Source organism: Moraxella caviae (assembly GCF_002014985.1).
Taxonomy (GTDB): Bacteria; Pseudomonadota; Gammaproteobacteria; order Pseudomonadales; family Moraxellaceae; genus Moraxella; species Moraxella caviae.
The window spans coordinates 1-23,999 of sequence record NZ_MUXU01000026.1; the positions used below are offsets into that span (position 1 = coordinate 1).

Annotated in this window: 25 protein-coding genes; 16 read left to right on the forward strand and 9 right to left on the reverse strand. The window is 47.8% G+C overall.

From position 1 onward, the window contains the following. The first annotated feature begins 98 nt into the window (after positions 1–98). From B0181_RS04025 to B0181_RS04035, 3 genes are read left to right on the forward strand one after another with little or no spacing between them, the layout of a single operon-like run. The gene (locus B0181_RS04025) at positions 99–620 is read left to right on the forward strand and encodes a GspH/FimT family pseudopilin (RefSeq protein WP_078276206.1); all 522 of its coding nucleotides are present in this window, start codon (positions 99–101) and stop codon (positions 618–620) included. After that, positions 620–1,465 (forward strand): TatD family hydrolase, encoded by an 846-nt coding sequence (locus B0181_RS04030; RefSeq protein WP_078276207.1) that lies wholly within the window; start codon positions 620–622, stop codon positions 1,463–1,465. The genes B0181_RS04025 and B0181_RS04030 overlap by 1 nt, the downstream gene beginning before the upstream one ends. Positions 1,466–1,472: 7 nt before the next feature. Further along, a complete protein-coding gene (locus tag B0181_RS04035) occupies positions 1,473–2,249 on the forward strand; it encodes a tRNA threonylcarbamoyladenosine dehydratase (RefSeq protein ID WP_078276208.1) in 777 nt (258 codons plus the stop codon). Between the two features lie 115 nt (positions 2,250–2,364). Here the strand turns inward: B0181_RS04035 and efp are convergent, their stop codons facing one another. Then, on the reverse strand, positions 2,365–2,934 hold the full coding sequence (efp, locus tag B0181_RS04040; protein WP_078276209.1) for an elongation factor P: 570 nt from the start codon (positions 2,932–2,934) through the stop codon (positions 2,365–2,367). Between the two features lie 358 nt (positions 2,935–3,292). Here efp and epmB point away from each other — a divergent pair, with 358 nt between their 5' ends. The 3 genes from epmB to B0181_RS04060 all read left to right on the forward strand — a co-directional run bounded on the left by epmB (position 3,293) and on the right by B0181_RS04060 (position 6,947). Further along, a complete protein-coding gene (epmB, locus tag B0181_RS04050) occupies positions 3,293–4,285 on the forward strand; it encodes an EF-P beta-lysylation protein EpmB (protein ID WP_078276230.1) in 993 nt (330 codons plus the stop codon). Positions 4,286–4,552: 267 nt separating this feature from the next. Continuing rightward, positions 4,553–5,074: a DUF302 domain-containing protein gene (locus B0181_RS04055; protein ID WP_078276211.1), complete on the forward strand. Its 522-nt coding sequence runs from the start codon at positions 4,553–4,555 to the stop codon at positions 5,072–5,074. 211 nt (positions 5,075–5,285) lie between these two features. Further along, positions 5,286–6,947, forward strand: a complete 1,662-nt coding sequence (locus tag B0181_RS04060; RefSeq protein ID WP_078276212.1) for an aminoacyl-histidine dipeptidase — start codon at positions 5,286–5,288, stop codon at positions 6,945–6,947. A 126-nt stretch (positions 6,948–7,073) separates the two neighbouring features. Here B0181_RS04060 and B0181_RS04065 read toward each other — a convergent pair whose 3' ends face one another. Continuing rightward, entirely contained in the window at positions 7,074–7,805 is a 732-nt protein-coding gene (locus B0181_RS04065; RefSeq protein ID WP_078276213.1) for a dienelactone hydrolase family protein, read from the reverse strand. A 232-nt stretch (positions 7,806–8,037) separates the two neighbouring features. Here B0181_RS04065 and B0181_RS04070 point away from each other — a divergent pair, with 232 nt between their 5' ends. Continuing rightward, positions 8,038–8,532 carry a YcgN family cysteine cluster protein gene (locus tag B0181_RS04070; protein WP_078276214.1) on the forward strand — a complete coding sequence of 165 codons (495 nt, stop codon included), beginning with the start codon at positions 8,038–8,040 and terminating at the stop codon, positions 8,530–8,532. 272 nt (positions 8,533–8,804) lie between these two features. After that, the gene (locus B0181_RS04075; protein WP_078276231.1) at positions 8,805–9,671 is read left to right on the forward strand and encodes a CorC family transporter; all 867 of its coding nucleotides are present in this window, start codon (positions 8,805–8,807) and stop codon (positions 9,669–9,671) included. Positions 9,672–9,821: 150 nt separating this feature from the next. Here B0181_RS04075 and B0181_RS04080 read toward each other — a convergent pair whose 3' ends face one another. Continuing rightward, positions 9,822–10,922: a hypothetical protein gene (locus tag B0181_RS04080; protein WP_143821570.1), complete on the reverse strand. Its 1,101-nt coding sequence runs from the start codon at positions 10,920–10,922 to the stop codon at positions 9,822–9,824. A gap of 252 nt (positions 10,923–11,174) precedes the next feature. Continuing rightward, complete coding sequence (locus B0181_RS04085) at positions 11,175–12,119, reverse strand: 1-acylglycerol-3-phosphate O-acyltransferase, YihG family (RefSeq protein WP_078276216.1); 945 nt, start codon at positions 12,117–12,119, stop codon at positions 11,175–11,177. A gap of 672 nt (positions 12,120–12,791) precedes the next feature. Between B0181_RS04085 and B0181_RS04095 the strand changes: the two genes are divergently transcribed. Then, a complete protein-coding gene (locus tag B0181_RS04095; RefSeq protein WP_078276218.1) occupies positions 12,792–13,454 on the forward strand; it encodes a YiaD family glycine zipper/OmpA-like lipoprotein in 663 nt (220 codons plus the stop codon). 193 nt (positions 13,455–13,647) lie between these two features. Beyond that, a complete protein-coding gene (locus B0181_RS04100) occupies positions 13,648–14,364 on the forward strand; it encodes a M48 family metallopeptidase (protein ID WP_078276219.1) in 717 nt (238 codons plus the stop codon). A 175-nt stretch (positions 14,365–14,539) separates the two neighbouring features. Here the strand turns inward: B0181_RS04100 and B0181_RS04105 are convergent, their stop codons facing one another. Continuing rightward, positions 14,540–15,451, reverse strand: coding sequence for a hydrogen peroxide-inducible genes activator (locus tag B0181_RS04105; protein ID WP_078276220.1), 912 nt, complete (start codon positions 15,449–15,451; stop codon positions 14,540–14,542). A 409-nt stretch (positions 15,452–15,860) separates the two neighbouring features. Between B0181_RS04105 and ahpC the strand changes: the two genes are divergently transcribed. After that, positions 15,861–16,427, forward strand: a complete 567-nt coding sequence (gene ahpC / locus B0181_RS04110) for an alkyl hydroperoxide reductase subunit C (protein ID WP_078276221.1) — start codon at positions 15,861–15,863, stop codon at positions 16,425–16,427. 172 nt (positions 16,428–16,599) lie between these two features. Here the strand turns inward: ahpC and B0181_RS04115 are convergent, their stop codons facing one another. Then, positions 16,600–16,821 (reverse strand): HP1242/YdcH family protein, encoded by a 222-nt coding sequence (locus B0181_RS04115; protein WP_078276222.1) that lies wholly within the window; start codon positions 16,819–16,821, stop codon positions 16,600–16,602. A gap of 332 nt (positions 16,822–17,153) precedes the next feature. Here B0181_RS04115 and ahpF point away from each other — a divergent pair, with 332 nt between their 5' ends. Further along, a complete protein-coding gene (gene ahpF, locus B0181_RS04120; protein WP_078276224.1) occupies positions 17,154–18,710 on the forward strand; it encodes an alkyl hydroperoxide reductase subunit F in 1,557 nt (518 codons plus the stop codon). A gap of 30 nt (positions 18,711–18,740) precedes the next feature. Here ahpF and B0181_RS04125 read toward each other — a convergent pair whose 3' ends face one another. Then, positions 18,741–19,067 (reverse strand): helix-turn-helix domain-containing protein, encoded by a 327-nt coding sequence (locus B0181_RS04125; RefSeq protein WP_078276225.1) that lies wholly within the window; start codon positions 19,065–19,067, stop codon positions 18,741–18,743. Between the two features lie 165 nt (positions 19,068–19,232). Here B0181_RS04125 and B0181_RS12205 point away from each other — a divergent pair, with 165 nt between their 5' ends. The 4 genes from B0181_RS12205 (at position 19,233) to B0181_RS04140 (ending at position 21,735) form a co-directional block, all read left to right on the forward strand. Continuing rightward, the gene (locus B0181_RS12205; protein WP_169835761.1) at positions 19,233–19,409 is read left to right on the forward strand and encodes a YdcA family protein; all 177 of its coding nucleotides are present in this window, start codon (positions 19,233–19,235) and stop codon (positions 19,407–19,409) included. Between the two features lie 49 nt (positions 19,410–19,458). Then, positions 19,459–19,905 carry an OB-fold protein gene (locus B0181_RS04130; RefSeq protein WP_078276226.1) on the forward strand — a complete coding sequence of 149 codons (447 nt, stop codon included), beginning with the start codon at positions 19,459–19,461 and terminating at the stop codon, positions 19,903–19,905. A gap of 119 nt (positions 19,906–20,024) precedes the next feature. After that, positions 20,025–20,489 (forward strand): DMT family transporter, encoded by a 465-nt coding sequence (locus B0181_RS04135; RefSeq protein WP_078276227.1) that lies wholly within the window; start codon positions 20,025–20,027, stop codon positions 20,487–20,489. A gap of 58 nt (positions 20,490–20,547) precedes the next feature. Continuing rightward, positions 20,548–21,735, forward strand: a complete 1,188-nt coding sequence (locus B0181_RS04140; RefSeq protein ID WP_143821571.1) for a hypothetical protein — start codon at positions 20,548–20,550, stop codon at positions 21,733–21,735. Between the two features lie 255 nt (positions 21,736–21,990). On the opposite strand, the gene B0181_RS04145 is transcribed toward B0181_RS04140, so the two are convergent. Both B0181_RS04145 and B0181_RS12445 read right to left on the reverse strand, forming a co-directional pair. Further along, positions 21,991–23,655: an electron transfer flavoprotein-ubiquinone oxidoreductase gene (locus tag B0181_RS04145; RefSeq protein WP_078276229.1), complete on the reverse strand. Its 1,665-nt coding sequence runs from the start codon at positions 23,653–23,655 to the stop codon at positions 21,991–21,993. Between the two features lie 139 nt (positions 23,656–23,794). Further along, positions 23,795–23,929 (reverse strand): hypothetical protein, encoded by a 135-nt coding sequence (locus tag B0181_RS12445; RefSeq protein ID WP_281271112.1) that lies wholly within the window; start codon positions 23,927–23,929, stop codon positions 23,795–23,797. Between the last annotated feature and the right edge of the window lie 70 nt (positions 23,930–23,999).

The following is a 23,999-nucleotide window of genomic DNA, read 5'->3' on the forward strand; positions in this document are numbered from 1 at the left end:
TTATTTAAAGACCCCTGCCGGAATGGTGGGGGTTTTTGTTGTGGGGAGGGGGTGGGGTGTGGTAGAATTGCCAAATTGGATCATAAAAGGAATGTTGTGTGGCAAATCAGGGATTTACTTTGCTGGAAATGGTGGTTGTGCTGGCGATTGTGGCAGTGCTGGCATTGTTTGCCATGCCTGCTTATGATGGCATGATGCAGCGTTTAGAATCGCAAGCCACCAAACGCCATATCCAAGAAGCCATTCGCTTGGCAAAAATTGAAAGTATTGCGCAAGGCAAAGACGTGATTATCTGTGCGATGGACGATGCGCAGACGTGCAATAAAACAGGGCAAAAGGATTTTGTGGTGTTTGTTGATCGTAATATGAATAATCGTTTTGACGATAAAGATTTTTTAATCAGTCGTCAGCCTTTGTCTTTAAAATATGGCTATATTGATATGCGTTCGTCTTTGGGGCGGCATCACATGAAGTTCATGGGTGATAACGGCAAGCCACGCGGGCATTATGGACATATCAAATATTGCACCGAAAATCAAAATCTGGCTTATCAAGTGGTGATGAATGCGCATGGCGTGCTGTCTGAAAGACGTGGAAATTTGGAGAAAATTGATTGTTAATGCCTTTATTGATTGACACGCACACGCATTTTGATGTGCCAGAATATGCCGATGAACGCCAGCAATACGCCAAGCGTGCATGGGAAAAAGGCGTGCGCCATTTGGTACTGATTGGTTTTTTGGCGAAATATTTTGAGCAAATGGCGAGCGTGCAGAGGCAGATGAGTGCATGGCAAGATGTACCGCAGGCGCATTGTGCGGTGGGGCTGCACCCCTTGTACATTCGTGAGCATAGTGATGACGATTTGACGCTGGTGGACCGCTATCTTGCCAGCACAAACAGCGTGGCGATTGCTGAAATTGGGCTGGACACTTATGATAAGACTTTGGCGAGCGATGAGTATTTTACCAAGCAGCAAAAGTTTTTTATTGAGCAGATTCATCTTGCCAAGACGCACGATTTACCCATTTTGCTGCACATTCGCAAGGCGCACGCCGATGTGCTAAAAATTTTAAAACAAACACGTTATCAGGCGCATGAGCAAGGCGGCATTGCTCACAGTTTTAGTGGTGGCGAGAACGAAGCGTTGGCTTTTGTGAAAATGGGATTTAAACTGGGCATTACAGGGCAAATCACCAATCCAAACGCCAAAAAATTGCGCAATGCGGTGCTGGCGGTGTTTAAAAAATTTGGTGCGTCCGCCTTTGTGATTGAGACGGATTGCCCTGATATGATGCCTGTGCCGTGCCAAATTGACGGCAATCATTTTAACGAACCTGCCAACTTGCCGTATGTGCTGCACGAGCTGGCGAGTATATTTGCTATGCCGCCTGACGAGCTTGCACCAATTTTATGGGAAAATAGCAATGAAGCGCTGCGCCAAACGTGGGCGATGCGTGATTAGTAAAAATATGAGTACGAATTTGACACAGGCAGACCGCCGCTTTGTGGGCGTGCGTAATTTATATGGCGATGCGGCGGCGAAGTTTGCCAGTGCGCACGTTTTTGTGATTGGCGTGGGCGGCGTAGGCTCTTGGACGGTGGAAGCCTTGGCACGCACGGGCGTGGGCGAGCTGACTTTGGTGGATTTGGACGTGCTGGTGGAAAGTAACGTCAATCGCCAGCTGCCAGCTTTGAGTGAAACTTTCGGTGAAAGTAAAGCTGAGACGATGGCGGTGCGTGCCAAGTCCATCAACCCAAACATCACTGTCAATGTGATTGATGATTTTTTGACGGCAGATAACGTCAAAGAAATTTTGCCAAGCAAAGATGATATGCAGCTTTTACGGGCGCAAGGCAGGCAAATCGTGGTGCTGGACTGTGTGGACGATATGAGTGCCAAACTTGCGATTGCGGTGCATTGCCGATTTAATAAATTGAAGCTCATCATCTCTGGCGGCGCAGGCGGTAAAACCGACCCAACGCAGATTAAAGTTGCTGACTTAAAGGACGTGAGCCAAGACCCACTTTTGGCAAGATTGCGCAGTAAATTGCGAGATAAGGGCATCAACCGAGAACTCAAAGAAAAATTCGCCCTAAAATGTGTGTATTCCACCGAGCAGCTCAAGAAAGTTACGGCGTGCGAAAGTGGGCTAAACTGCGGCGGCTATGGCTCGGCAGTTGTGGTTACAAGCACGGTGGGCATGATTATGGCGGCAGAGTGTTTGAGTATTTTGGCGAAAAGTTGATGGTTTTAGTAATTAAAAGTTTAAAAACCTTGTGTTAAAACCAACTGTTGCAATAAATTGGACATAAAAAAAGGACGGCAATCACCGTCCTTTTTGCGTTGGCGATGCGCCAAAATTACACGCGAGATAGGTATTCGCCTGTGCGGGTGTCTACTTTTACGATTTCTTCTTGTTGTACGAACAATGGTACACGCACCACCGCACCAGTTTCTAGGCGTGCAGGCTTACCGCCACCGCCTGACGTGTCGCCACGCACACCCGGATCGGTTTCTACGATTTGTAGTTCTACGAAGTTTGGTGCCGTTACTGACAATGGTGCGCCATTGAACAAAGTGATGGTGCAGCGTGCGTTTGAGTTTTCTTTTAGCCATTGCGCCGCGTCGCCCATGGCGTTTTTGTCGGCTTGCATTTGCTCAAAAGTTTCAGGGTCCATGAAGTGCCAAAATTCGCCATCGTTGTACAGATAATCCATTTCGGTATCCACAACGTCCGCGCCTTCTAGGCTGTCGCCTGATTTGAAGGTTTGCTCAAGCACTTTGCCAGTGCGTAGGTTGCGCAGTTTTACGCGGTTGAAGGCTTGACCTTTACCCGGTTTAACGTATTCGTTTTCCAAGATGGCGCAAGGGTTGCCGTCAAGCATGACTTTCAAGCCAGCTTTAAAGTCGTTTGTAGAAAAACTTGCCATTAAAAAGCACCTATATAAATAGTGATGAAAATGATGGGTTGGGAGAAAATCGCTGCAGCAAATGCCAAAACTTCAGCCAAAATGCGTTATAATACGTTTTTCTCAAAACTCCCTATTATAGCGATTTTCACTAAATTTTGTCAAAATAAAAACAATGTTTAAGTCTGATTTTTCATCGTGCGAGTCGCCATCGCCCACATTATCGCCAAAAACCACACCAAAAGCTGCGTTAAACGGTGCATTAAGCAATGATGTATCAAAAAATGGCGTGCCAAGCGTCAATAAACTTGCCATGGTTGATGCTGATTTGCCAAATCAATGCGCACAAGACAACAGTGCGCAAGATGATGTAAAAGATATGGACGACTGGCAAAAGGCGCTGGCGAATGCGGTGAGCGATGTGGACGAGCTGCTTGGGCTGCTGGATTTGTCCGCTAAAGACGTGCAAAGTTTTACGCCGAAGCGTTTTGGGCTGCGTGTGCCAAGGGCGTTTGTGGCGAAAATGCAGCCAAAAAATCCGAACGATCCTTTGCTTTTGCAGGTGTTGCCGCAGCTTGATGAGACGATGTTTGCAGCAGGCTACAGCACTGATCCGCTGGCGGAAAATGCGCAAAATCCCATCAAGGGCTTATTGCACAAATACCAAAACCGTGCGCTGATTACACTGACTGGGGCGTGTGCGGTGCATTGCCGTTATTGCTTTCGTCAGCATTTTGATTATCAAAGCAATATGCCAAGCGCGCAGGTGAAGGCAGAGATTTTGGCGTATTTGGCGGCGGATGAGAAAATCAATGAAGTTTTGCTGTCTGGCGGCGACCCTTTGAACGTCAGCAATCGGCGTTTGGCGCAGTGGCTTGATGAACTTGCCAAAATTAAACATATCAAAACCATTCGCATTCACACAAGGCTGCCTGTGGTGCTGCCAAGCCGTGTGGACAATGCGTTTTTGGATATGCTAAAAAATTGCCCCAAGCACATTGTGATGGTGCTGCACATCAATCACGCCAACGAAATTGACGAAACGTTTGCACAAAAATGCCAAGCGCTCAAGCAAGCTGGCGTGGTGCTTTTAAATCAAACGGTGCTGCTAAAAGGAGTGAATGATGACGCTAAGACGCTGGCTGCGCTCAGTCATGCGCTGTTTGACGCTGGTATCATGCCGTATTATTTGCACATTTTGGATAAGGTGGCTGGGGCGGCGCATTTTGATGTGCCGATGGCGCAGGCGGTGGCGATTTATTGGCAGCTGCTTGCGCGCGTGTCTGGCTATCTTGTGCCAAAACTCGTGCAAGAGCTGCCCAATCGTCCGTATAAAACGCCTGTGGATTTGCACAAATTTGCCGCTGACTAAGTTTGGGTTTAAACTTGAGTTATCGGCAAATCAAGCCGTACAATTTGGGTTGAATGTGTTAATCCCAAGTTGTTAAAACAAGGCATTAAAACAAGGCATTAAAACTAAGTCATTGAAAGAAAAATTTGGGCAAATTTGCCATCTGTGATACACTGTTTGGCGATTATGGCGGCTGTTTGAGTGGCGATGATTTGCCAAGTCAATCAATGCCGCCATAAATATCAAATTTATTTATCAACGAAATTCACCAACCAAAACGGGGAAACTATGAAACTTGCATTCATCGCAGCGGCGGCTGTGGCACTAACCGCGTGCGCTGCGCCAAGCGTCAGCCACAAACTTGGCACGACCAAAGTTGCCGCAAATCCTATCCAAACCCAAGCTAAACCAGCCATTCAGAACGCCATGACTACCCAGACTTTCGCCAGCCGTTATGATTTTGCGACCACTGTGCGCACCATTCAAGACACCGTCCAAGACAAAGGCATGACCGTTTTTGCGGTGATTGACCATCAGGCGGCTGCCGAAAAAGCAGGACTTGCCATGCAGCCTGCGAGCGTGATTATTTTTGGTGCGCCAAAAGCGGGTACGCCTTTGATGGTCAAAGACCCACTATTTGCTTTACAATTACCACTAAAAGTTTTGGTTACTGAGACGAATGGGCAAGTAACTGTAGCTTACACGCCAGCTGAGCAGCTGATTGCGGGCAGCAGCCTTGAGTATGCCGATGTGGAAAATTCTTTGGCAAAAGCGGCGAATTTGCTGCGTGCGGCAGTGGGCAAGCAGTAAACTTACTAAACTTGCTAAGCAAAACTTGCTGGGCGTTTATTGCGTTAAAAGTTGCTTGGGCAAATTTACGAAGTAAAAATTGCTAAGAAAATTTGTTAAGAAAAATTAACCAAATAAGTATGCCAAGCAAGTTTGTTGGATAAAGTCGGATAAATTTACCAAGCTGCACCAATCGCCACAACGCCATTTAATGTCATTTTAGAGGTTTGCCATGACGGATTTAAAGCCTATCTTTCAAGACGCTTTTGCGCACAATGCCAGCGTGGTTGCGCCTTTTGCCAGCGAGCCAAATTTGGCGGCACTGTGGCGATGGTTTGCGCGCATTTGCGCCATACCGCACCCAAGCCACTACGAAGCGGCTTTGGCGGACGACATCATGCGCTGGGCAAAGGCGCAAAACTTAGCCGCGCACCGTGATGATGTGGGCAATATCATCATCAAAAAGTGCGCCACCAAAGGCTATGAATCACGCCCAACGGTGGCATTGCAAGCGCATCTTGACATGGTGCCGCAAGCCAATGCCGACACAGCGCACGATTTTTTGACCGACCCAATCAAGCTACAACGGTGCGCTGATGATTCAGACTGGCTGATGGCGATAGGCACGACTTTGGGCGCGGATAATGGCATCGGCATGGCAAGCTGTCTTGCGTTGTTAGAAAGCACGGACGTGGCGCACCCTGCGCTGGAAGTGCTTTTGACCATGACTGAAGAGACGGGCATGGTTGGCGTAAAAGAGCTTAAGGCTGGAGAGTTGAGCGCATCTTTGATGATTAACACCGACACCGAAGAGATTGGCGAAGTGTACATTGGCTGTGCTGGCGGCGTGGACGCGGACATCCACTTGCCTGTGGTGTGGCAGTCTTGCGCTGATGATGTGGTGCTGCTTGATGTAAAAATCATAGGGCTAAAAGGTGGGCATTCTGGGCTAAACATCCATGAAAACCGCAGCAATGCCATCAAACTTGCCGCAAGTTTACTAAAAACTTTGCTGGGCAAGCGCAGCGTTTTGGTGCAAAGTCAGACAAATCCGCCAAGTCAATTTGGCATCGTCAGCTTGGCTGGTGGCACGCTAAGAAACGCCATTCCCAGAGAAGCGCACATCACGCTTGGTGTGGCGCGCGCTGATTTGGCGAATGCGCAAGCTGGCATTGCTGCTTGGCATGACGCCATGCGCCAGCGTCTTTTGGCGGCTGAGCCAAATTTTGCGCTGAGTGTTCACAAACATAATTCATCACCTAATTCATCACCTAATTCATCACCTAATTCATCACCTAATTCATCACCTAATTCATCACCTAATTCATCACCTAATTCATCACCTAATTCATCACCCAATTCATCGCCCAGCCAAATGCTAAATGCTGACAGCACAGCGGCGGTGATTGATTTGCTAAACGCTTTGCCAAATGGCGTGGTGCGTTTTAGCGATGTGCTTGCCGATACGGTGGAGACGTCGTTGTCGCTTGGCGTGGCAAGTCTTGATGAAAATGCGCTGTCAGCAACGCTTTTGGTGCGTTCGCTTGATGAAGCAGCCAAGTCGGACGTGCTTGATGTGCTTGACAGCGTGGCAAGTGCGGCAGGTGCGCAGGCGAAATTTTGGGGTGATTATGTCGGCTGGAATCCAGAGCCAAGCTCGCCTTTGGTGGCTTTGACTGCGCAAAAATATGCGCGAATTTTGGGCGCACCGCCAAAAATTAAGGTCATTCACGCAGGGCTAGAATGCGGACTGATTAAGCAAAGCCATCCACAGCTTGACATTGTGTCTATCGGCCCTACAATTAAAAACGCCCATTCGCCAGAAGAAAAAGTGCAAATCAGCACGGTGGCGACTTATTGGCAGGTGCTGACGGCGGTTTTGGCGGCGGTGTGAGATAAAGGTTTGTCTGAAATGTTGGGTTGCGCCTTGCTAGCCTAATCCTTGTCACCAATCAAAAAACCGCCCATCTTTATCAGATAAGCGGTTTGGCGATAAATTATCAATCAAAGACTGAGCGCCTCACGCCAATTCTTTGCGCATAAATGCCACCATTTTATCCCAGCTTGCCACTGCGGCGGCTTCGTTGTAGCCAAGATCCACGCCATTTTCGGCGGCGCGTGCGTCAGCGGCAGGGTTGCTAAAGCCGTGCTTGGCGTTGTCATACACGTCAATTTCAAAGCGCACGTCCGCTGCGGCAAGCTCATCTTTTAGCCCGTCAATCGCCTGCATGGACACCATGCTGTCGGCCGCACCATGCGCCACCAGTACGCTTGCGGTGAATACGTCTTTTTCGGCAGGTTTGATGGGTGCAGGGTTGCCGTGGAAAGTCGCCACCGCCTTGATGGGCTGGGCTAGGCGCGCCATATCAAGCCCTAGTTTGCCACCGAAACAAAAACCCGCCACGCCAATGCGCGCGCTGTCCACTTCTGGCAAGGCAGCAAAATCCGCCAAAATGCGTGCGCAGCGATCCATCAGCGCCATTGGGTTGCTCAAAGCGTCCGTCATCCAAGCGTTTGCGGTGGCAGCGTCTGTGGTGAATTTGCCGTCGCCGTACACGTCCATCACCGCCGCTGCAAAGCCAGCTTGCGCCAGACGCTCGGCAACGCTTTTTGGGTGCTCGACCACGCCCCACCATTCAGGCGCAACCAAAATCCCAGCGACAGGCGTGCTGCCATCTGGCAGGGCGACGTGGCTTAATAAAACCGTGCCATCGGCAGCGGTGGTGGCGAGAGTTTGCGTGCGAATTGTCATAACAGCTCCTTGATGTAAAAGTTGGTTTTAAAAAACAGATTTGCAAGTGCAGTTTTAAAACCGATTTTAAAATTGGTTTAAAAATGATTTTGTAAACGGCTTTACCATGAAATTTGCTTTCATCATACCCAATTTTTACGCCAGTGAAAAGGGCGGACGCGCAATTTATCCAAATTTGTTATAATAAGCGCAAAATTTAGAAAACCCAAACCAACCAAGCTCAATTTACACCATGAACACCAAGCCATCAGCCGCCTTGCCGACTTTATCCACCGCTTTGCGTGAGCGGTTTTGGGAGAGGTTTTCGCTTGATGCGCTGAGCGAAGCTGAATGGGAGGCGCTGTGTGATGGTTGCGGTGCGTGCTGTTTGGTGAAGTTTTTGGACGATGATGACCCACGCTACACCGAGTACACCGATGTGGCGTGTCGTTTGTTAAATTGCCAGACAGGACTGTGTCAAGATTACGAAAACCGCAGTCAATTTGTGCCTGATTGTATCAATTTAACCGCGCAAATGCTGCCAGAGATGATGTGGCTGCCAAGGCATTGCGCTTATAAACGCTTGTATTTGGGGCAAGGTTTGCCAGGCTGGCACAGACTCATCGCAGGTGAAGCAGCGCACATCAAGGGCTTGGCGCGTGTGGGGACGGCAGGGCGTGTGGTGAGCGAGCTGGATTTTGACGATGACGAGATTGAAGAGCGGGTGATTCGCTGGGTGAAAGTGTGATTTTGGCGATGTTTTGCCTGATGAATGACAAATTTTTCTTTAAAATGTTTTAGATTTTTGAGTTGCCACTTGCCAATTTGCCAAAAATCCGCTAAATTGAGCAAAACTTGGCAAAATTTCGCCACTTTGGCTGGATTTTGTGTCAGTTTGCGCTTTTGACGTTGCCCAAGCGATGTGATGTCAGACGCAATGCAACTTTAACCCTATTTTTAATTTTAACCTTATTTTTAATTAAACTGTTTTTAATCAATCTAAAGGAAAACAATACCGCCATGTCTGACGACAATTCTAGCAGCTGGTCAATGCGTGGGCTAAAACGCTGGCTGTCTACCGCCCCTGAAACCAGAGACGATTTATTAAAATTGGTGCAAGATTCACGCCAGTTTTTAGAGCCTGACACGGTGGATATGCTAGAAGGTGTGCTGGATTTGCCAGCCACGCAGGTGCGTGAAATCATGACGCCAAGACCGCAAGTAACCGCCATCAGCAGCGATGACGATTTGGCGGATATTTTGGCGGTGGTGCTAGAGACCGAGCATTCGCGCTATCCTGTGATTGACAGCCATGATAATGACGCGGTGCTTGGCATTTTGCTTGCCAAGGACTTGCTGCCCATCATGCGTGATCGTTTGGCGGGCAAAGAAGTGGCGTTGCGCCTTGCCGACATCGTCAGAAAGCCGCTATTCATCAGTGAGACGGCACGCTCAGACACGCTTTTGCGCTCATTACAGCGTGCGCAGGTGCATATGGCGATTGTCGTTGATGAGTTTGGCTCGGTGGCAGGCGTGGTAACGATGGAAGATTTGCTTGAAGAGATTGTTGGCGACATCGTGGACGAACACGACGATTTGAACGAAGACAGCGACATCAATAACATCATTCCCCACCCAGAAAAAGCAGGCGTGTGGCTGGTGCAAGCTGCCACGCTGATTTGTGATTGCAATGATGAGCTGGGAACGAATTTTGATGACACCGAAGTGGACACCATGGGCGGCTTGGTCATGCAGGCGGCAGGTGCGGTGAGCGATTTGCAGGGCGAAGTGGTGCAGATTGGCGATTGGCAAATCACTGTGGTGGACGTAGAAGGGCGCTACATTCGTTTGCTTGAGCTGGAATTATTGCCAAATCAAGGTGAGTAGTATTGATATGGACAAGGCGATTTTAAGCTAAAGTTATTTTAAGCCAAAGTCATTTCATAATTTATTTCATAACAACACCTCAAGGCGTGATGGCTTTGGGGTGTTTTTATTGAATTTGCCAAATTTAACTTAGGGTTTTGTCAGCGATAATTAAAATCCTACATCTTGCTTGTGTTTCCATTGCTGAATTTTGATTTGTGCTTCAAAAGCGTCCAGCGCGTCTGTTACTACATCGCAGACGAATTTTTGTAACTCTGGGCGTGTGGTGTCAATGCTGACAATGCCTTGTGCGATTTGGCGCATGAGTGCGTTTAGCGTATTTTCATCAAACAAATAGCCATTGATGGCGGTGGTAACGTTCTCGCCAATGTGCTTGCCAACGTGGGTGATTTGATTTTCAATCAAGCTGCCTGCGATGGGAATGAGTTTTAGATAGCGGCGCAGCTCTGGCGTGTCAAGCAGTGCTTGTTCCACCGCCACTCCCACATCGCTGGCAAGCTGTGGACTTGCCGTCTGGGTGAAGGCGCTGTGTAGTTTCGGAGTTAGCTCTTTTTTGAGCAAGGTGAAAATCAGGTTTTCCAGCTCATCACGATTGCGCTCCAGGGTGGCTTTTAGCAGGCGGCTGTTTGGTTGGGCAAGTTGGGTGCGCATATTATTCACCGCCGTTAAAAGCACACGGTCAGACAGCTCTTCTAGCGCCACTTGATAATAAAAAATGCCAGAATTTAGCCAGCGTTTAGGAATGATTTGCACGCCCATCAAATGCAGGCGGCGCACAATCATCGCCGCACGCAGCAGTCTGAGCGCACGCAGCGCAGGAAAGCACGCCAACACTTCATACCAATGCACAAACGGAAAGAAAAACCAGCGATAATAAGTGCCTTTGGCGATGGCAAGCGCCCAGCGCACGAGCAGCTCCGCCACCCAAAATAGCGTAAATGCGCCGCCCACCGCCGCCACACCAACGTGATAATGGCTTTGGTAAATCTCCAGCCATGCACGCACGCCAAGCCAATTTGCCGCCTGCGTGGTCAGCTGGCTCATCAAGATGTTATCGCCCAAAATGAGCAGCAAATCCACGATGAGTAGCCCCAGCATGGCGATGTCGTAGGCGAGCTTAGCTTTGTTAGGCTTCTCGTCGTGATGGCGCTCTTTATACATACGCACCAATTCGCCATCGGTTTGGCTGTTTTGGCGTGCGGCTTGATTGGCGGTTTGGTTTTCGTGAGTGATGGTTTGTGTGTCGGTCATGGTTGTTTTTATGGTTATGCGTTTAAAGCTTACGCAGCTTTTAAGTTTATGGCTTAAGATTTGGCGGATTTTGCAAAATTTTAAGCGGCAAATCGGCAAATAAATTAACAAAATCGCACTTAAATTTAGGGCTAAATTTAGCCCAGTTAATCAAGTTTCAGCCAAGCGCATTCAAGCCAAGCACACCCAAAAAGCATGATTGCGCCACGCTTGGTTTAAGTTTTGGCTTAAATAGCGGCTTAGGGCTGTGTTTTAGTCAAATTGCGCAAGCATTTCATCAATGCGCTTATCTTTGGCTTGCCAAACTTCATCAAGCCATGCAAACAGCGCGTCTTTGGTGGTGGCATCGGTGTCGTATTTGCCCGCTTTTAAATCGGCAAACAGCGCATCACTCATGTGCAGCGGACGAATGTCCACCGCAAGCCGTGTCAGTTTACCCTGCCACAAATCGCTGTATTCAGGCGTGCCGTCAGGATAGACGAGCGTCATGTCCAAAATGCCGTCTATCTTATCGCCAAGACTGCTCACCGCCAGCGCAAATCCGCCTGCTTTTGGCTTGAGCAGATGGCGATACGGTGAGTTTTGTTTGGCGTGTTTTTCAGCGGTGAAGCGCGTGCCTTCTAGGTAGTTGAGCAGCACAAAGGGCTTGTCTTCTAACAAGGCGCACGCACGCTTGGCTTCGTCAAGGTCGCGTGTTGCCAGCGCAGGATTTTTGGCGATGGCTTCTTTGCTGTGGCGCTTCATCATCGGAAAATCCAGAAAATAAAAGGTCTGCCCAACCACAGGGATATAAAGCAGCTCATGCTTGGCAAAAAAACGCGTAATCGGCAGGCGGTCTTCGCTGATGTACTGAATGATGCTGGTGTCCACCCATGAGCGATGATTGCACACCAAAAGGTATTTACCGTCTGGTTTTAGATTGTCAGGCAGGCTGATGCGCCAGTCTTTGGCAGGCAAAATCTTATCAATCATCAGATTATTTGTGGCAATCCACTGCTTAGCGATGTTAATCACCGTTTGGTCGGCAATTTTAGATTTGGCAAACATCTTGGCAAGCCCAGCGGTGTACAAAGGCACGCTCATCAAAAGGCTGTTGGCGGCGATGGTGCCTGTGCCAGTAACCAAAGAGAGCTTTTGTGCCAAGCGTGGCGAGCGTTCGTGCAGTTTTTGAAAAAATGGCAAAGTGGTGCGTGTCATGGTGTCGTCAAATTATGGTTGTCAGATTATTAAAAGTTTAGATTTTAATGGTTTGGCGGTGTTTTTTGGTCTGGTTTGTGCTGTTTAAACCAACTTTTAAACCCGTGCGATTGCCAAACCAGTTTGGCGTTATTGCAAATTGTAGCAAATTTTTGCCAAAGACGGCACAAAAACCGCATAAAAAGTGTGGCGAATGTGTGTTTTGGGCGGATTTTGGGGTGGTTTTTAAGTTTTGGGTGTAATTTAGCAAATAATTGGTAAATATTTCGCTGATTTTTGGCGAAATTTTCGGCAAATTTTAAGAAAATGTAGGCCATCATGAAAAATTTTGATACAAAATCACAGGCTTGAACGTGCGGACGAATAAAATTCAGCAACAATAGTGAACGCTTGTAATCTTTATGCCAAAGCCTTGCATGGTTTAAGATTGCGAGCGAATTTTTGATGAAAGCTGGGTGAATTTTGTGCAGGCTTGGCAAGATTTGTCGTTAAAACTTCATCAAAACTTTACGCAACAACGACAAACACAAAATATTTTGGCAAGTTTTATCCTGCATAATGCCATCAACGAAACGCATAAGCGGTCAAAAACAAAAATCGGCTGATTGCGTGAATCATAAAGTTGTATAAAACACAAAGTTGTACAAATCCATCATTTGCTAGGAGTTTAGCATGAATAATAAAATGAAACTACTTGCTGTATCTGCATTGGCATCAAGCCTTGTTATCACTGGTTGCGCAAGCACTGGTGGCACGGGTTCTGTCGCAAACAACCAAACCGCTAAAAAAATAGGTATTGGCGCATTGGCTGGCGCATTGGGCGGTACAGCGATTTCAAAAGCCACTGGCGGCGAGAAAACTGGCCGTGATGCTGCCATCGGTGCGCTACTGGGCGCTGGCGTGGGCGCATACATGAGCCGCCAAGAAGCACAGCTAAAACAGCAAACTGCTGGCACAGGCATTGAGGTTACTCGCGACCCACAAACTAACAACATCAACCTAGTTATGCCAGAAGCCATCACCTTTAACGTGGCGCAGCATGACATCAAGCCGGGCTTCTATCAAACGTTAAACCAAGTGGCAAGTACACTAAAACAGTACGACCAAACCACCGTACAAATCAATGGTTATGCGTCTATTGAAGGTAGCGCTGATTTCAACAGAACGTTGTCGCAAAACCGTGCAAACGCAGTGGCACGCTACCTAGTAAACCAAGGCGTATCAGCGCACCGCATCGACTCTTATGGTCGTGGCGCAACCACGCAATTTGGCTCTACTTATGAACCAAACCGCCGCGTAGAAATGACCATTCTTGCACCACAAAACGTAAACTAATTGGTTTTCGTTTTGATAAAAACCCTTGCATGGCTTGGCTGTGCAGGGGTTTTGTTTGTCGTTAAACTTTATGAAAACTGATTTTGGCGTAAGTTTGGCAAGTTTATCATCGGTTTTGCGAAAGCCTACATTCAATGATACAATTTTACCTTGTCAATCACGCCAATTTCGTCCATAAAATCCATCAATCGTCATGCTAAATTCATTATTCTCACGTTTTCATCGCAGCACGTCATCAGCGCAAGGCGACACCAAAGCACGCATTGAAGCCTTGGCGCAGCAGTTTGCCGAGCGTGGCGTGCGCTTATATGTGCAAAAAAAGTCTGTCAAGCGTGTGAATTTTCGTGTCAAGGCAGGCGAGCTACACGTCAGCGCACCTGTGTGGCTTAGTGATGATGAGCTGATTGCGATGATTGGTGAGAGACTTGCGTGGGCGGCAGCGGCAAGCGAAAAATTACAACGAAAATCCGCCCAACAAAAAACGCTGCTGTGGGGCAAGCCTTTTGATGTGCGGCAAACGGCAGCAAACTTTGGTATGTCGCCGCGCAAACTTGCCAATACGTCTGACGATGCGCTTGTGCTGTGGGTGTATCGGCAGGCACTGACTGAAAAACTTGCCGAGCTTGCGCAAAAATGGCAGCCTGTCGTGGGAAAATCCGCCCATGAAATCCGCCTAAAAAAGATGACGAGCCGCTGGGGCGTGTGCAATACCCGAGATAAGAGGATTTGGCTGTCGGTATATTTGGCGGCGTATCCTTATGAATGCACGGAATATGTGTTCGTGCATGAGCTGTGCCATTTGCACCACGCCAATCATAGCGCAGCGTTTTGGCAATGTGTGCAAGCTGCCATGCCTGATTATCGTTTTTGGCACGATTATTTAAAACGTGGCGGCGTGGCGGCGTTGTGATTTTTGGCGGTTTTAAATCGGTCAAATTGCCAATTCACCGAAATACAAATTAGCGAAAATGCGCAAATTTAAGCGATAACGAAAGACGGCTTAATGGTAAAAATGGCGGTTTTATTTTGATGTTGGACTGGATTTTGCCAACCCAACTTGCCGCCATTTATTCTAGTTTTCCAGCTTATTCTTGCGCCTTATTTTCATGCGCGCGCAAAGTTTTTTCAAACACATCGCTTAAGATTTTTACGTCATTGACGCGTGCATAATTTAGGCGAGTGATGAACGCTAAGCGGCGGTGCGGGCCTTTTTCGGTCAGCGGCACTGCCTTGACAGGCTGGCTGCTCATGATTTGCGACAGCGCCATTTGTGGCACCAGCGTTGTCCCCATGCTAGCCAGCGCCATTTGAATGATGGTATTTAGGCTGGCATCGCTAAAGCCAGAGCGAATTTCGCCTTTATTCATGGCACACACCGACAGCACTTGGTCAGTCAGGCAATGCCCTTCGCCCAGCAGCAAAAGATTGGCGCGCGTCAGCTCATCGCTCGTGATATGGGTGAGCTGTGCGTGTTCATCGCCTTGGGGGAAAATCGCAAAAAAATCTTCCGCCCAAAATTCAAAAACGTGCAAGCCTTCCACAGGATATGGCAGGGCGATGATGGCGGTGTCAATGTGTCCGTAGCGCACTTGGTCAATCAGCCGCTCGGTTTGTTTTTCCACCACAGACAGCTCAAAATTTGGATAAGCGGATTTAAGCGCAGGCAGCACCATCGGCAAAAGATAAGGCGCAACCGTAGGAATGATGCCGATGGTCATCGGATATGCCAGCGGAATCTGATGGCTGTGCGCACGCGTGGTGAGATCGTGAATCTCACTAAAAACACGCTGCGCACGCTCAAGCAGCTCTTCGCCAATGGGAGTAATCAGCACTTGTTTGTTGTTGCGCTCAAAAATTTGCGTGTCCAGCTGCTTTTCTAGCTCGGCAATGCCAAGGCTGAGCGCAGATTGTGAGATGTTGCATTCTTCGGCGGCACGTTTAAAGTGCTTGTGCTTGGCAACGGCAAGCGCAAATTCTAATTGACGAAGGGTAATCATGACTTTTCTCGCTGTGAGTGATTTTTGGTATATTTTACACCATTTGCACGCCAAGTTTAATAAAATCAAACAGAAAAATTAAAACTTTTAACCGCATAAAATGTCGTTTTTTGTTATGATAAGCATATTAGCTTTGCATAAAGCAGCGTAAAACTTGCCAAAAGCAGCCGTCAAATGTTTGCCAAGTGCTTAAAAAAGCGCTTAAAAGGCAGTAAAAACTGTCAAACATTTGTCAAAAAGCCGTGCTATACTTAGCTTAGTTTAAGCGTTTAGTCCAGCTTGTGTCAGATTTCATGCTAAGTTTGGCAATACAACTTACACGCAATTTGACTTACGGTTTGTTTTAAAGTTTTGCTTGGTTTATCGCCAAACATTCTTACCATTCACCACTGTCACTTAGGAGACTCACATGACAGCGATCATCAATCAACAAATCCCAGAATTCACCACCGAAGCATTTGTAGACGGTGATTTCAAAACCATCTCTACCAAAGACGTGCTTGGCAAATGGGCAGTATTCATGTTCTACCCACATGACTTCACTTTCGTATGCCCAACCGAACTTGAAGACATGGCTGACCACTACGAAGAGCTAAAAGGTCTTGGTGTAGAAGTGTACGCAGTATCTACTGACACTCACTTCGTGCACAAAGCATGGCACGACGCTTCTCCAGCCATCGCTAAAGTAAAATACCCAATGCTAGGCGACGGTACTGGCGCAATCACTCGTGGCTTCAACGTAATGATTGAAGGTCAGCACGCTGCACTTCGTGGTACTTTCCTAGTAGACCCAGAAGGTCTAATCAAAGTAGCAGAAATCCACGACCTAGGCATCGGCCGTTCTGTAAAAGACCTAGTGCGTAAAGTAAAAGCTGCTCAATACGTTCGTGAAAACGACGGCGAAGTTTGCCCAGCAGCATGGGAAGCAGGTCAAGAAACGCTAAAACCAAGCCTAGACCTAGTAGGTAAAATCTAAGGATTGGCTTAGTTTTTAGACTTTAGTCTGACTAAAGCAGGCCCCACTGATATAAATCGGTGGGGTTTTTGTTCTGCGGTGGTTTTGGTGTTGGTTTGGTTTGAGTTTTGATGAAGATTTGCTGGACAACAAAAAACCCAACCAAAAGGCTGGGTTTTAGGGCAATGCTCAATTACGCTTTGGTCGCTAGGTATTGCGCCAATTCGTCTTTTAGTGCCAATTTCTTGCGCTTCATCGCTTCGATTTCGTCTGCACGGCTGGCTGATTGCACAGGATCGTTTTCTAGGTTGGTGATTTCGGTGTCAAGATCGTTGTGCTCGTCAAACAGTTTGATGAAGTGTAGGTCGCCTTCAGACTTTAGTTTGGTCATCAATTCACGATATTCTGGTAGCATAATGCTCTCCTAAATGGTGGAAACAAAATTATTTTCTTTTAATGGTATATTAGCAAGAATATGCGCGGTTGGCAAGGTTATTTGCGGTTTTCTTATGCTTTTTGCGCGCTGAATGAGTGCTTTGTGCTGCGTTTAAATGATTGATAAAATTTACAAAACTTGCGTGGTGATTTGGCTTTTATAATCGCCATGTTTGAAATTCCCAAATTTTCATTTGCCCAGTTTGACGCTATAATGGATTTAAGATTAACATTGTATGTGGTTTGGCTTGTGCAAATAAATGCGCGCAAGTCAAGCTGCCATCAAGCCAAATTTGCCATTAGGAGATTCTTATGCTAGACCAATCTTTGCTAGACGCCATCAAGTCATACAGCGCAAACATGACTCGCCCAATCCAAATGATTATCGGTCAAGGTGAGCATGAAAAACGTGCTGAACTGATTGATTTTCTTGAAAAAATTGCAAGCACCAGCGATAAAATCGGCTTTGATAAGACCGTTGTAGACACTGATTTGTCGCCTGTGAGCTTTAAAATCACCACTGAAAATCGCGACACTGGCATCGTGTTTAGTGGTATTCCGGGTGGTCATGAGTTCACGTCTTTGGTTTTGGCGATTTTGCAAGCGGGCGGCCACACGCTAAAACTTGACGAAGGCATTCAAGACCTAGTAAAACGCATTCAAAAACCGCTAAAATTCCAAACTTTCGTATCATTGTCTTGCCACAACTGCCCTGACGTGGTGCAAGCGTTGAACCAATTTGCCATCTTAAATGACGGCATTGAAAACGAAATGATTGACGGTGGCGTGTTCCCTGAATTGGTTGAGAAAAACAACATTCAAGGCGTGCCAGCGGTATTCCTAAACGGCAAGCCATTCTTGAATGGCAAAGTAGACACCGCGCGCATCATTGACAAATTGCAATCAGAATACGCAGATTTGCTAAGCGCAGGCGAAGTCGAGCAGCTAGAAACTCAAGACGTTACCGTTATCGGCGGCGGCCCAGCAGGTTCGGCAGCGGCGATTTACACCGCGCGTAAGGGCTTGCGTGTGGCAATCGTAGCTGACCGTATTGGCGGTCAGGTGAAAGACACTCAAGACATTGAAAACCTAATCTCTGTGCCATTGACCAACGGTAACACGCTGGCGGCAAACCTAAGCACGCACATCAAAGAATACAACATCACCGTAAAAGAGCATGTAAGCGTGTCAAGCATTGAAGAAGTGAAAGGCGGCTATCAAGTAACGCTAAACACTGGCGCAAGCTGGACTTCACGCACGCTAATCATCGCCACTGGCGCAAAATGGCGTAAACTTGGCGTGAAAGGCGAAGATGAAAACATCGGTAATGGCGTGGCGTACTGCCCACACTGCGATGGCCCATTCTTTAAAGGCAAGCCTGTAGCGGTTATCGGCGGCGGCAACTCTGGCGTGGAAGCAGCGCTGGACTTGGCAGGTATCGTGGACCATGTAACCGTGCTAGAATTTGGCGATACTTTGCGTGCTGACCAAGTGCTGGTAGACAAAGCCGAAGCGCGTGAAAACATCGACATCATTCGCTCTGCCGCCACCCAAGAAATCGTGGCAGAAAACGGCAAAGTAACCAAGCTCATCTACCAAGACCGTGTGTCTGGCGAGAACAAAGAATTGCCATTGTCAGCGGTGTTTGTACAAATCGGTCTGGTACCAAACTCAGAAGTGGTGAAAGGCTTGGTGAACGTAACTGCACAAGGCGAGATTGAGATTGACGCTAAGTGCCGCACCAACAAGCAAGGCGTGTTCGCTTGTGGCGACGTAACTACCGTACCATTCAAGCAAATCAACATCGCCATGGGCGAAGGCAGTAAAGCTGGTTTGGCAGCGTTTGAATATCTGATGATGAATTCATAATCTGCCAAAAAACATCAAAACGCAATCCATTTAGGTGGGTTGCGTTTTTTGTTGGTTGATGAATGTGAGTAGTTCAAGTTTTTGCACATCATCGCTGCGGTGAAAATGGCGGATTAAATCAGCCAAATCATCGTTTTCGGCATAAAAATAGGCGATGGGCAACTCTAGCGTGTGTGCGATTTTTGACAATGTAAGAAAGTCAGGCGTGTGTTTGCCGCGCTCGTATTGGTTCATGCGAGCGCTGGCTGACGATGGGTCTATGCCTGATAAAATACCCAGCTTTTCTTGAGAAAGCTTCCTTGCTTTTCTGGCAAGTTTTAGCCTTTGAGCAAAGATATTGGCGGTGTGAGCCGTCATAATAAGTTGCGTCTAATCAAAACTAAAATTTTCTTAGTTTTTATCTTGACTTAACACTAAGAATAACTTAGTATTTCTAAAAACTAAGAATTACTTAGTTTTTGTAATTTTCATTCTAAAAGTTGTCTTAAATATTGTTCTATTTGGCTTTGATGGGAGATTGGCATGAAAAAGGCTTTGGTTTTGTTTGTTGCAACAGCGTTGTTGGCAACTGGTTCCGCTCACGCAAAAGGCAATAAGCCTTGTAGCGGCAAGAAAGGCGGTATTAAAACTTGCACGTCTGATGGCAAATTTCTCTGCAAAGACGGCACAATCAGCAAATCTAAAAAAGTTTGCCGATAAATGGTTGAATAAAAAGAACATTTGCTAATTTTTGATACGGGAGTAATGCATGAAAACTTTGTTAAAAATCGTTTTAGGATTGGTGGTTTTATTTGTATTGTTTGCGATTTTTGCTGGCGATGACACCGCAACAAGCGACACAAGCGCAGCCACTGACACCGCTCAAGTCGAAATTGAAACTGAAGTGCCGATGGAGGTGAGCGCAAGAACTTTGTACCAAGATTACGATGCCAATGAAGTTGCAGGCGACCAAAAATACAAAGGCAAGCTGCTGCAAGTGAGCGGAAAAGTTGCGTCCATTGACAGCGGTCTTGGTGATGAAGCAAATATTCGATTGATTGGCAAAAGTGAGTTTGAGACCGTAATGGCTTCTGGCGATGATGAATTTACCCAAAAAGCAGCAACGTTAAGCAAAGGTCAAGATGTGGTGATGATTTGCCGTGGCGATGGCGAGATTATCGGTTCTCCGACCTTGAAGCAGTGTGTTATCCAGTGATTGAAACGCTGATTTGAGTATTGAAAAACGCTTTGTGCAAACAGAGCGTTTTTTTGCGTTAAGTATTCCTTGCTAATCCGTGCTACAATACCCACCAAAAACCAACAAATAATCAATTTATGGCAATTTTCTATTACATCTTTGCCTTTGCCATCGGTCTTGGGATTGCGGTGCAGGCAGCCATCAATTCACGGCTGGCAGCTGGCTTGGGCGCTCAGCCGTTGGCGGCGGCGTTTTTCTCGTTTGCCATCGGTACGCTGGTGCTGGGCGTGGCGGTGCTGTGGCAGTCGGATTTGTCCGCCATTTCGCAAAACATCGGCTCGCAGGCGTGGTGGCGCTGGCTGGGCGGTGCGATTGGTGCGGTATTTGTCTTTGCGACTGCTTTTCTTGCGCCAAAGATTGGGCTTGTCAATATGGCGTTTTTGATTATCGTGGGGCAGCTGATTGCTGGCATGGTGATTGACGGCTTTGGGCTGATTCAAATGCCTGTGCGCACGCTGTCTTGGCAAAAATACGCAGGGCTTTTGGTGATGCTTGCTGGACTTGTGTTGTTTATGTTTGGCGATCGCTTACTGCGCCGTTAGCACGGATTGCGCCGCTGGCAAAATGTGGCGCGCGATAAAATCAACAAGGGGAATGGTGGTGAAATTTACAGTAAAAATGGCTTGCCATAAAATGCGTGCATTTGGCGTGTTGGCGATTTTGCCAAGCATGGCATGGGTGCAGGCGGCTTTTGGGCAAGAAATCGAGCAGGGTATTGAGCAGGAAATTTTAAGCCAAGAAGTTGTTAGCCAAGAAATTAGCAATCAAGAAACCGCTCATCAAAAAACCGCCAGCCAAGAAACCGTCAACCCAAAAACTACCAATCAACCAACCACAAACCAAACCACAGCCATACCCGATCATTATCGTGGTGCTGCCGATGATGGCTGGGTGGATCATCGCCGCATAGGGGTGAAAAATTGGCTTAATGGCACTGCCGCCAAGATTGACGATTGGTTTGGCGAGCCAGATGCGAACAAACCTGCCACTGCAAGCCTGCGCTTTATGGTGGATAGCCGCTACAACCGCTACGATGGCGAGAGCGTCAAACCTAGGATTCGTGGGCGTTTGCGCTTGCCGACTTTAGAAAATCGGCTGTCGGTGATGATTGGCGATGATGATTTGGATGATGAAAGCCAAAATTTGGGCGATCGCACAGAAAGCATGAGTGAAACCCCAAAAGATGCGCCACGTTTTGACAGACGCCAAGCACGCAAGGACAACGCTTCTTTGGCGCTGCGCTGGTCAAGGGCGAGGGAGTCTTTGGGTGTGGAAACGGACGTGGATTTGGGCGTGCGCTCCACCAGTGATGTGTATTTGCGCCTAAGAGCCGAGCGGCATTGGCGGCTTAGCCAAGATGTGTCCACGCATTTTGAGCAGATTTATCGCTACGGCATCAAAAGCGAGCATTATTTGCGCACCAATTTTAGCGTCAGCCAAGCACGCACGCCTTGGTTTGGCACGGACAGCAGGCAAATTGTCAATCACAGCCACCTAGAATACACGCATCAAGACAGCGAAAATTTGCATTGGGGTAATAGCTTGTATCAGCACCATAATTTTGGCGGTGCGCTTGGTGATCGCACGCTCAGCTACGGTTTGCACGCGTCTGGCGACATTGAAAATGGCAGCCCAAGCCTAAACACCTACGGGCCTTATGCGGTGTATCGTCAGCCTGTGTGGCGGCGCTGGCTGTTTGCCCAAGGCGAGCTGAGTTATTATAATCAAAAAACGCTGGACAGAGACCATCATTTGGGGGCGTTTGTGCGCCTTGAAGCGATTTTTTGATGGTGAATTTAACTTAACTTGGAGTGGTGGGCAGGTTGGGTTAGCGCAGCGTAACCCAATGTTTTAGGGTGATCTCTTGAATTTGTTGGGTTTTCACTCCGCTTAACCCAACTTACCTATTCTTCGTTTAATCCGACTTATTCTCTACTCAACCGAACTTGCCTATCGGACATTTGCTCAAATCAATCCAAAACAAACCCAAAAAACCGCCTATCTATTGATGGGCGGTTTGTGTTAAAAGGACGATTTCCCAAATCACATATTCGGATAATTTGGGCCACCGCCGCCTTCAGGTGTTACCCAAGTGATGTTTTGGCTTGGGTCTTTGATGTCGCAGGTTTTGCAATGCACGCAGTTTTGGCTGTTAATCACCAAGCGCGCACCGCCTTCGGCATTTTCATCTTCCACCACTTCGTACACGCCAGCAGGGCAGTATAGGCGCGCAGGTTCGGCATACAGCGGCAGGTTGGTGCTGATTGGCACGGTAGGGTCAGTCAGGCGCAGATGGCATGGCTGATCTTCTGCGTGGTTGGTGTTTGAGATGAACACGCTGGAGAGCTTATCAAAAGTGAGCTTGCCGTCTGGTTTTGGATAATCTGGCTTGTAGGCGTGGTCTGCTTTGTCAAGCTGGCTAAAGTCTGGCGTGTTGTCATGAATGGTGAGTGGCATTTTGCCGCCCAAAAGATTCTGCTCCACGAAAGTGAACGCACCGCCCAGCCACTGACCCATGCGGTGCATGGCAGGCGCAAAGTTACGAGCGGCGTGCGCATCTTCAAACAGCCACGAATTTTCAAAAGCGCTTTGGTATTCGATGACTTCATCGTGCGCGCGGTTGTCGCAAATCGCCTTGAAAATGCTTTCGGCAGCCAGCATACCCGATTTCATGGCGGTGTGCGTGCCTTTGATTTTGGCAGGGTTTAGAAAACCTGCGTCATCGCCCACCAGCACGCCACCAGCGAAGGTGAGTTTTGGCAAGCTGTTCAAGCCGCCTTTGGTCAAGGCACGCGCGCCATAAGACAGACGCTTGCCGCCTTCTAGGATTGGGCGAATGAGCGGGTGCAGTTTTAGGCGTTGCAATTCATCAAATGGCGAGACGTGCGGATTGTGATAGGATAAATCCACCACCAAGCCAAAGCTGACTTGATTGTCTTCGGCAAAGTACAAGAACCAGCCGCCAGATGTGCCAGTTTCGCTCAGCGGCCAGCCAGAGCCGTGCAAAATCACGCCTTGTTCGTGCTTGTCTGGGTCAATTTCCCACAGCTCTTTTAGACCAATGCCGTAATGCTGCGGGTCTTTTCCTTCGGCAAGATTAAAGCGGCTGATTAGGCGTTTGCCCAAATGCCCACGGCAGCCTTCGGCAAAGATGGTGTATTTGGCAAGCAGTTCGTAGCCCGGCTCAAAACTTGGCTTGGCTTCGCCTTTGGCGTTCACGCCCATATCGCCAGTCTGCACGCCACGCACTGAGCCGTCTTCGTTGTACAGGATTTCGCTGGCGCTAAAGCCGGGGAACATCATGATTTCTAATGCTTCTGCCTGCTCGGCAAGCCATCTGACGACATTGCCCAAAGACACGATGTAGTTGCCTTCGTTGTGCATACTTGATGGCACGACAGAGCTTGGCAGGCGTGTGGCTTTTTTGGCGTTTAGCATGTACACGCGGTCTTCTTTGGCTTCCACTGTGATGGGTGCGCCAAGATTGCGCCAGTCAGGAATCAGCTCGTCCAGCGCGCGTGTTTCCATCACTGCGCCTGATAAGGTGTGCGCGCCAAATTCTGAGCCTTTTTCAAGCACACAGACCATAAATTCGTCCATGCCTGCTTGATTGGCAAGCTGCTTTAGGCGAATGGCGGCAGCCAAGCCTGCTGGCCCACCACCGACAATCACCACATCAAATTCCATAGATTCACGTTCAATTTGCATAACAATTCCTTCAAAGGCTGGGCGCGTAACCTAAAATCACATAGCTAAACACGCTGGCAAAATTCATACAATAAACACAAGCCTATTTTACCAATCTTCGGCATTTAGGCAAGTCAAAACTGCACAAAGTTTGCCAAATTTATGATGGGGCGTTTGCTTTTTTGGCAAAATCTGGGCTAAAATGCGTAAAGCTGCGCTTAATTTGGCGGTGGTTTGGCTTAATTGTGCTGGCTAATAATAAATTCACCGCCAGCGAAATTTCATCAACTCTCATCGTTAAAAACCGCCATTCAAAACCATCATAACAAGCCAACTTTAAAAGTTAATTTTGGCTATTTTCAAAA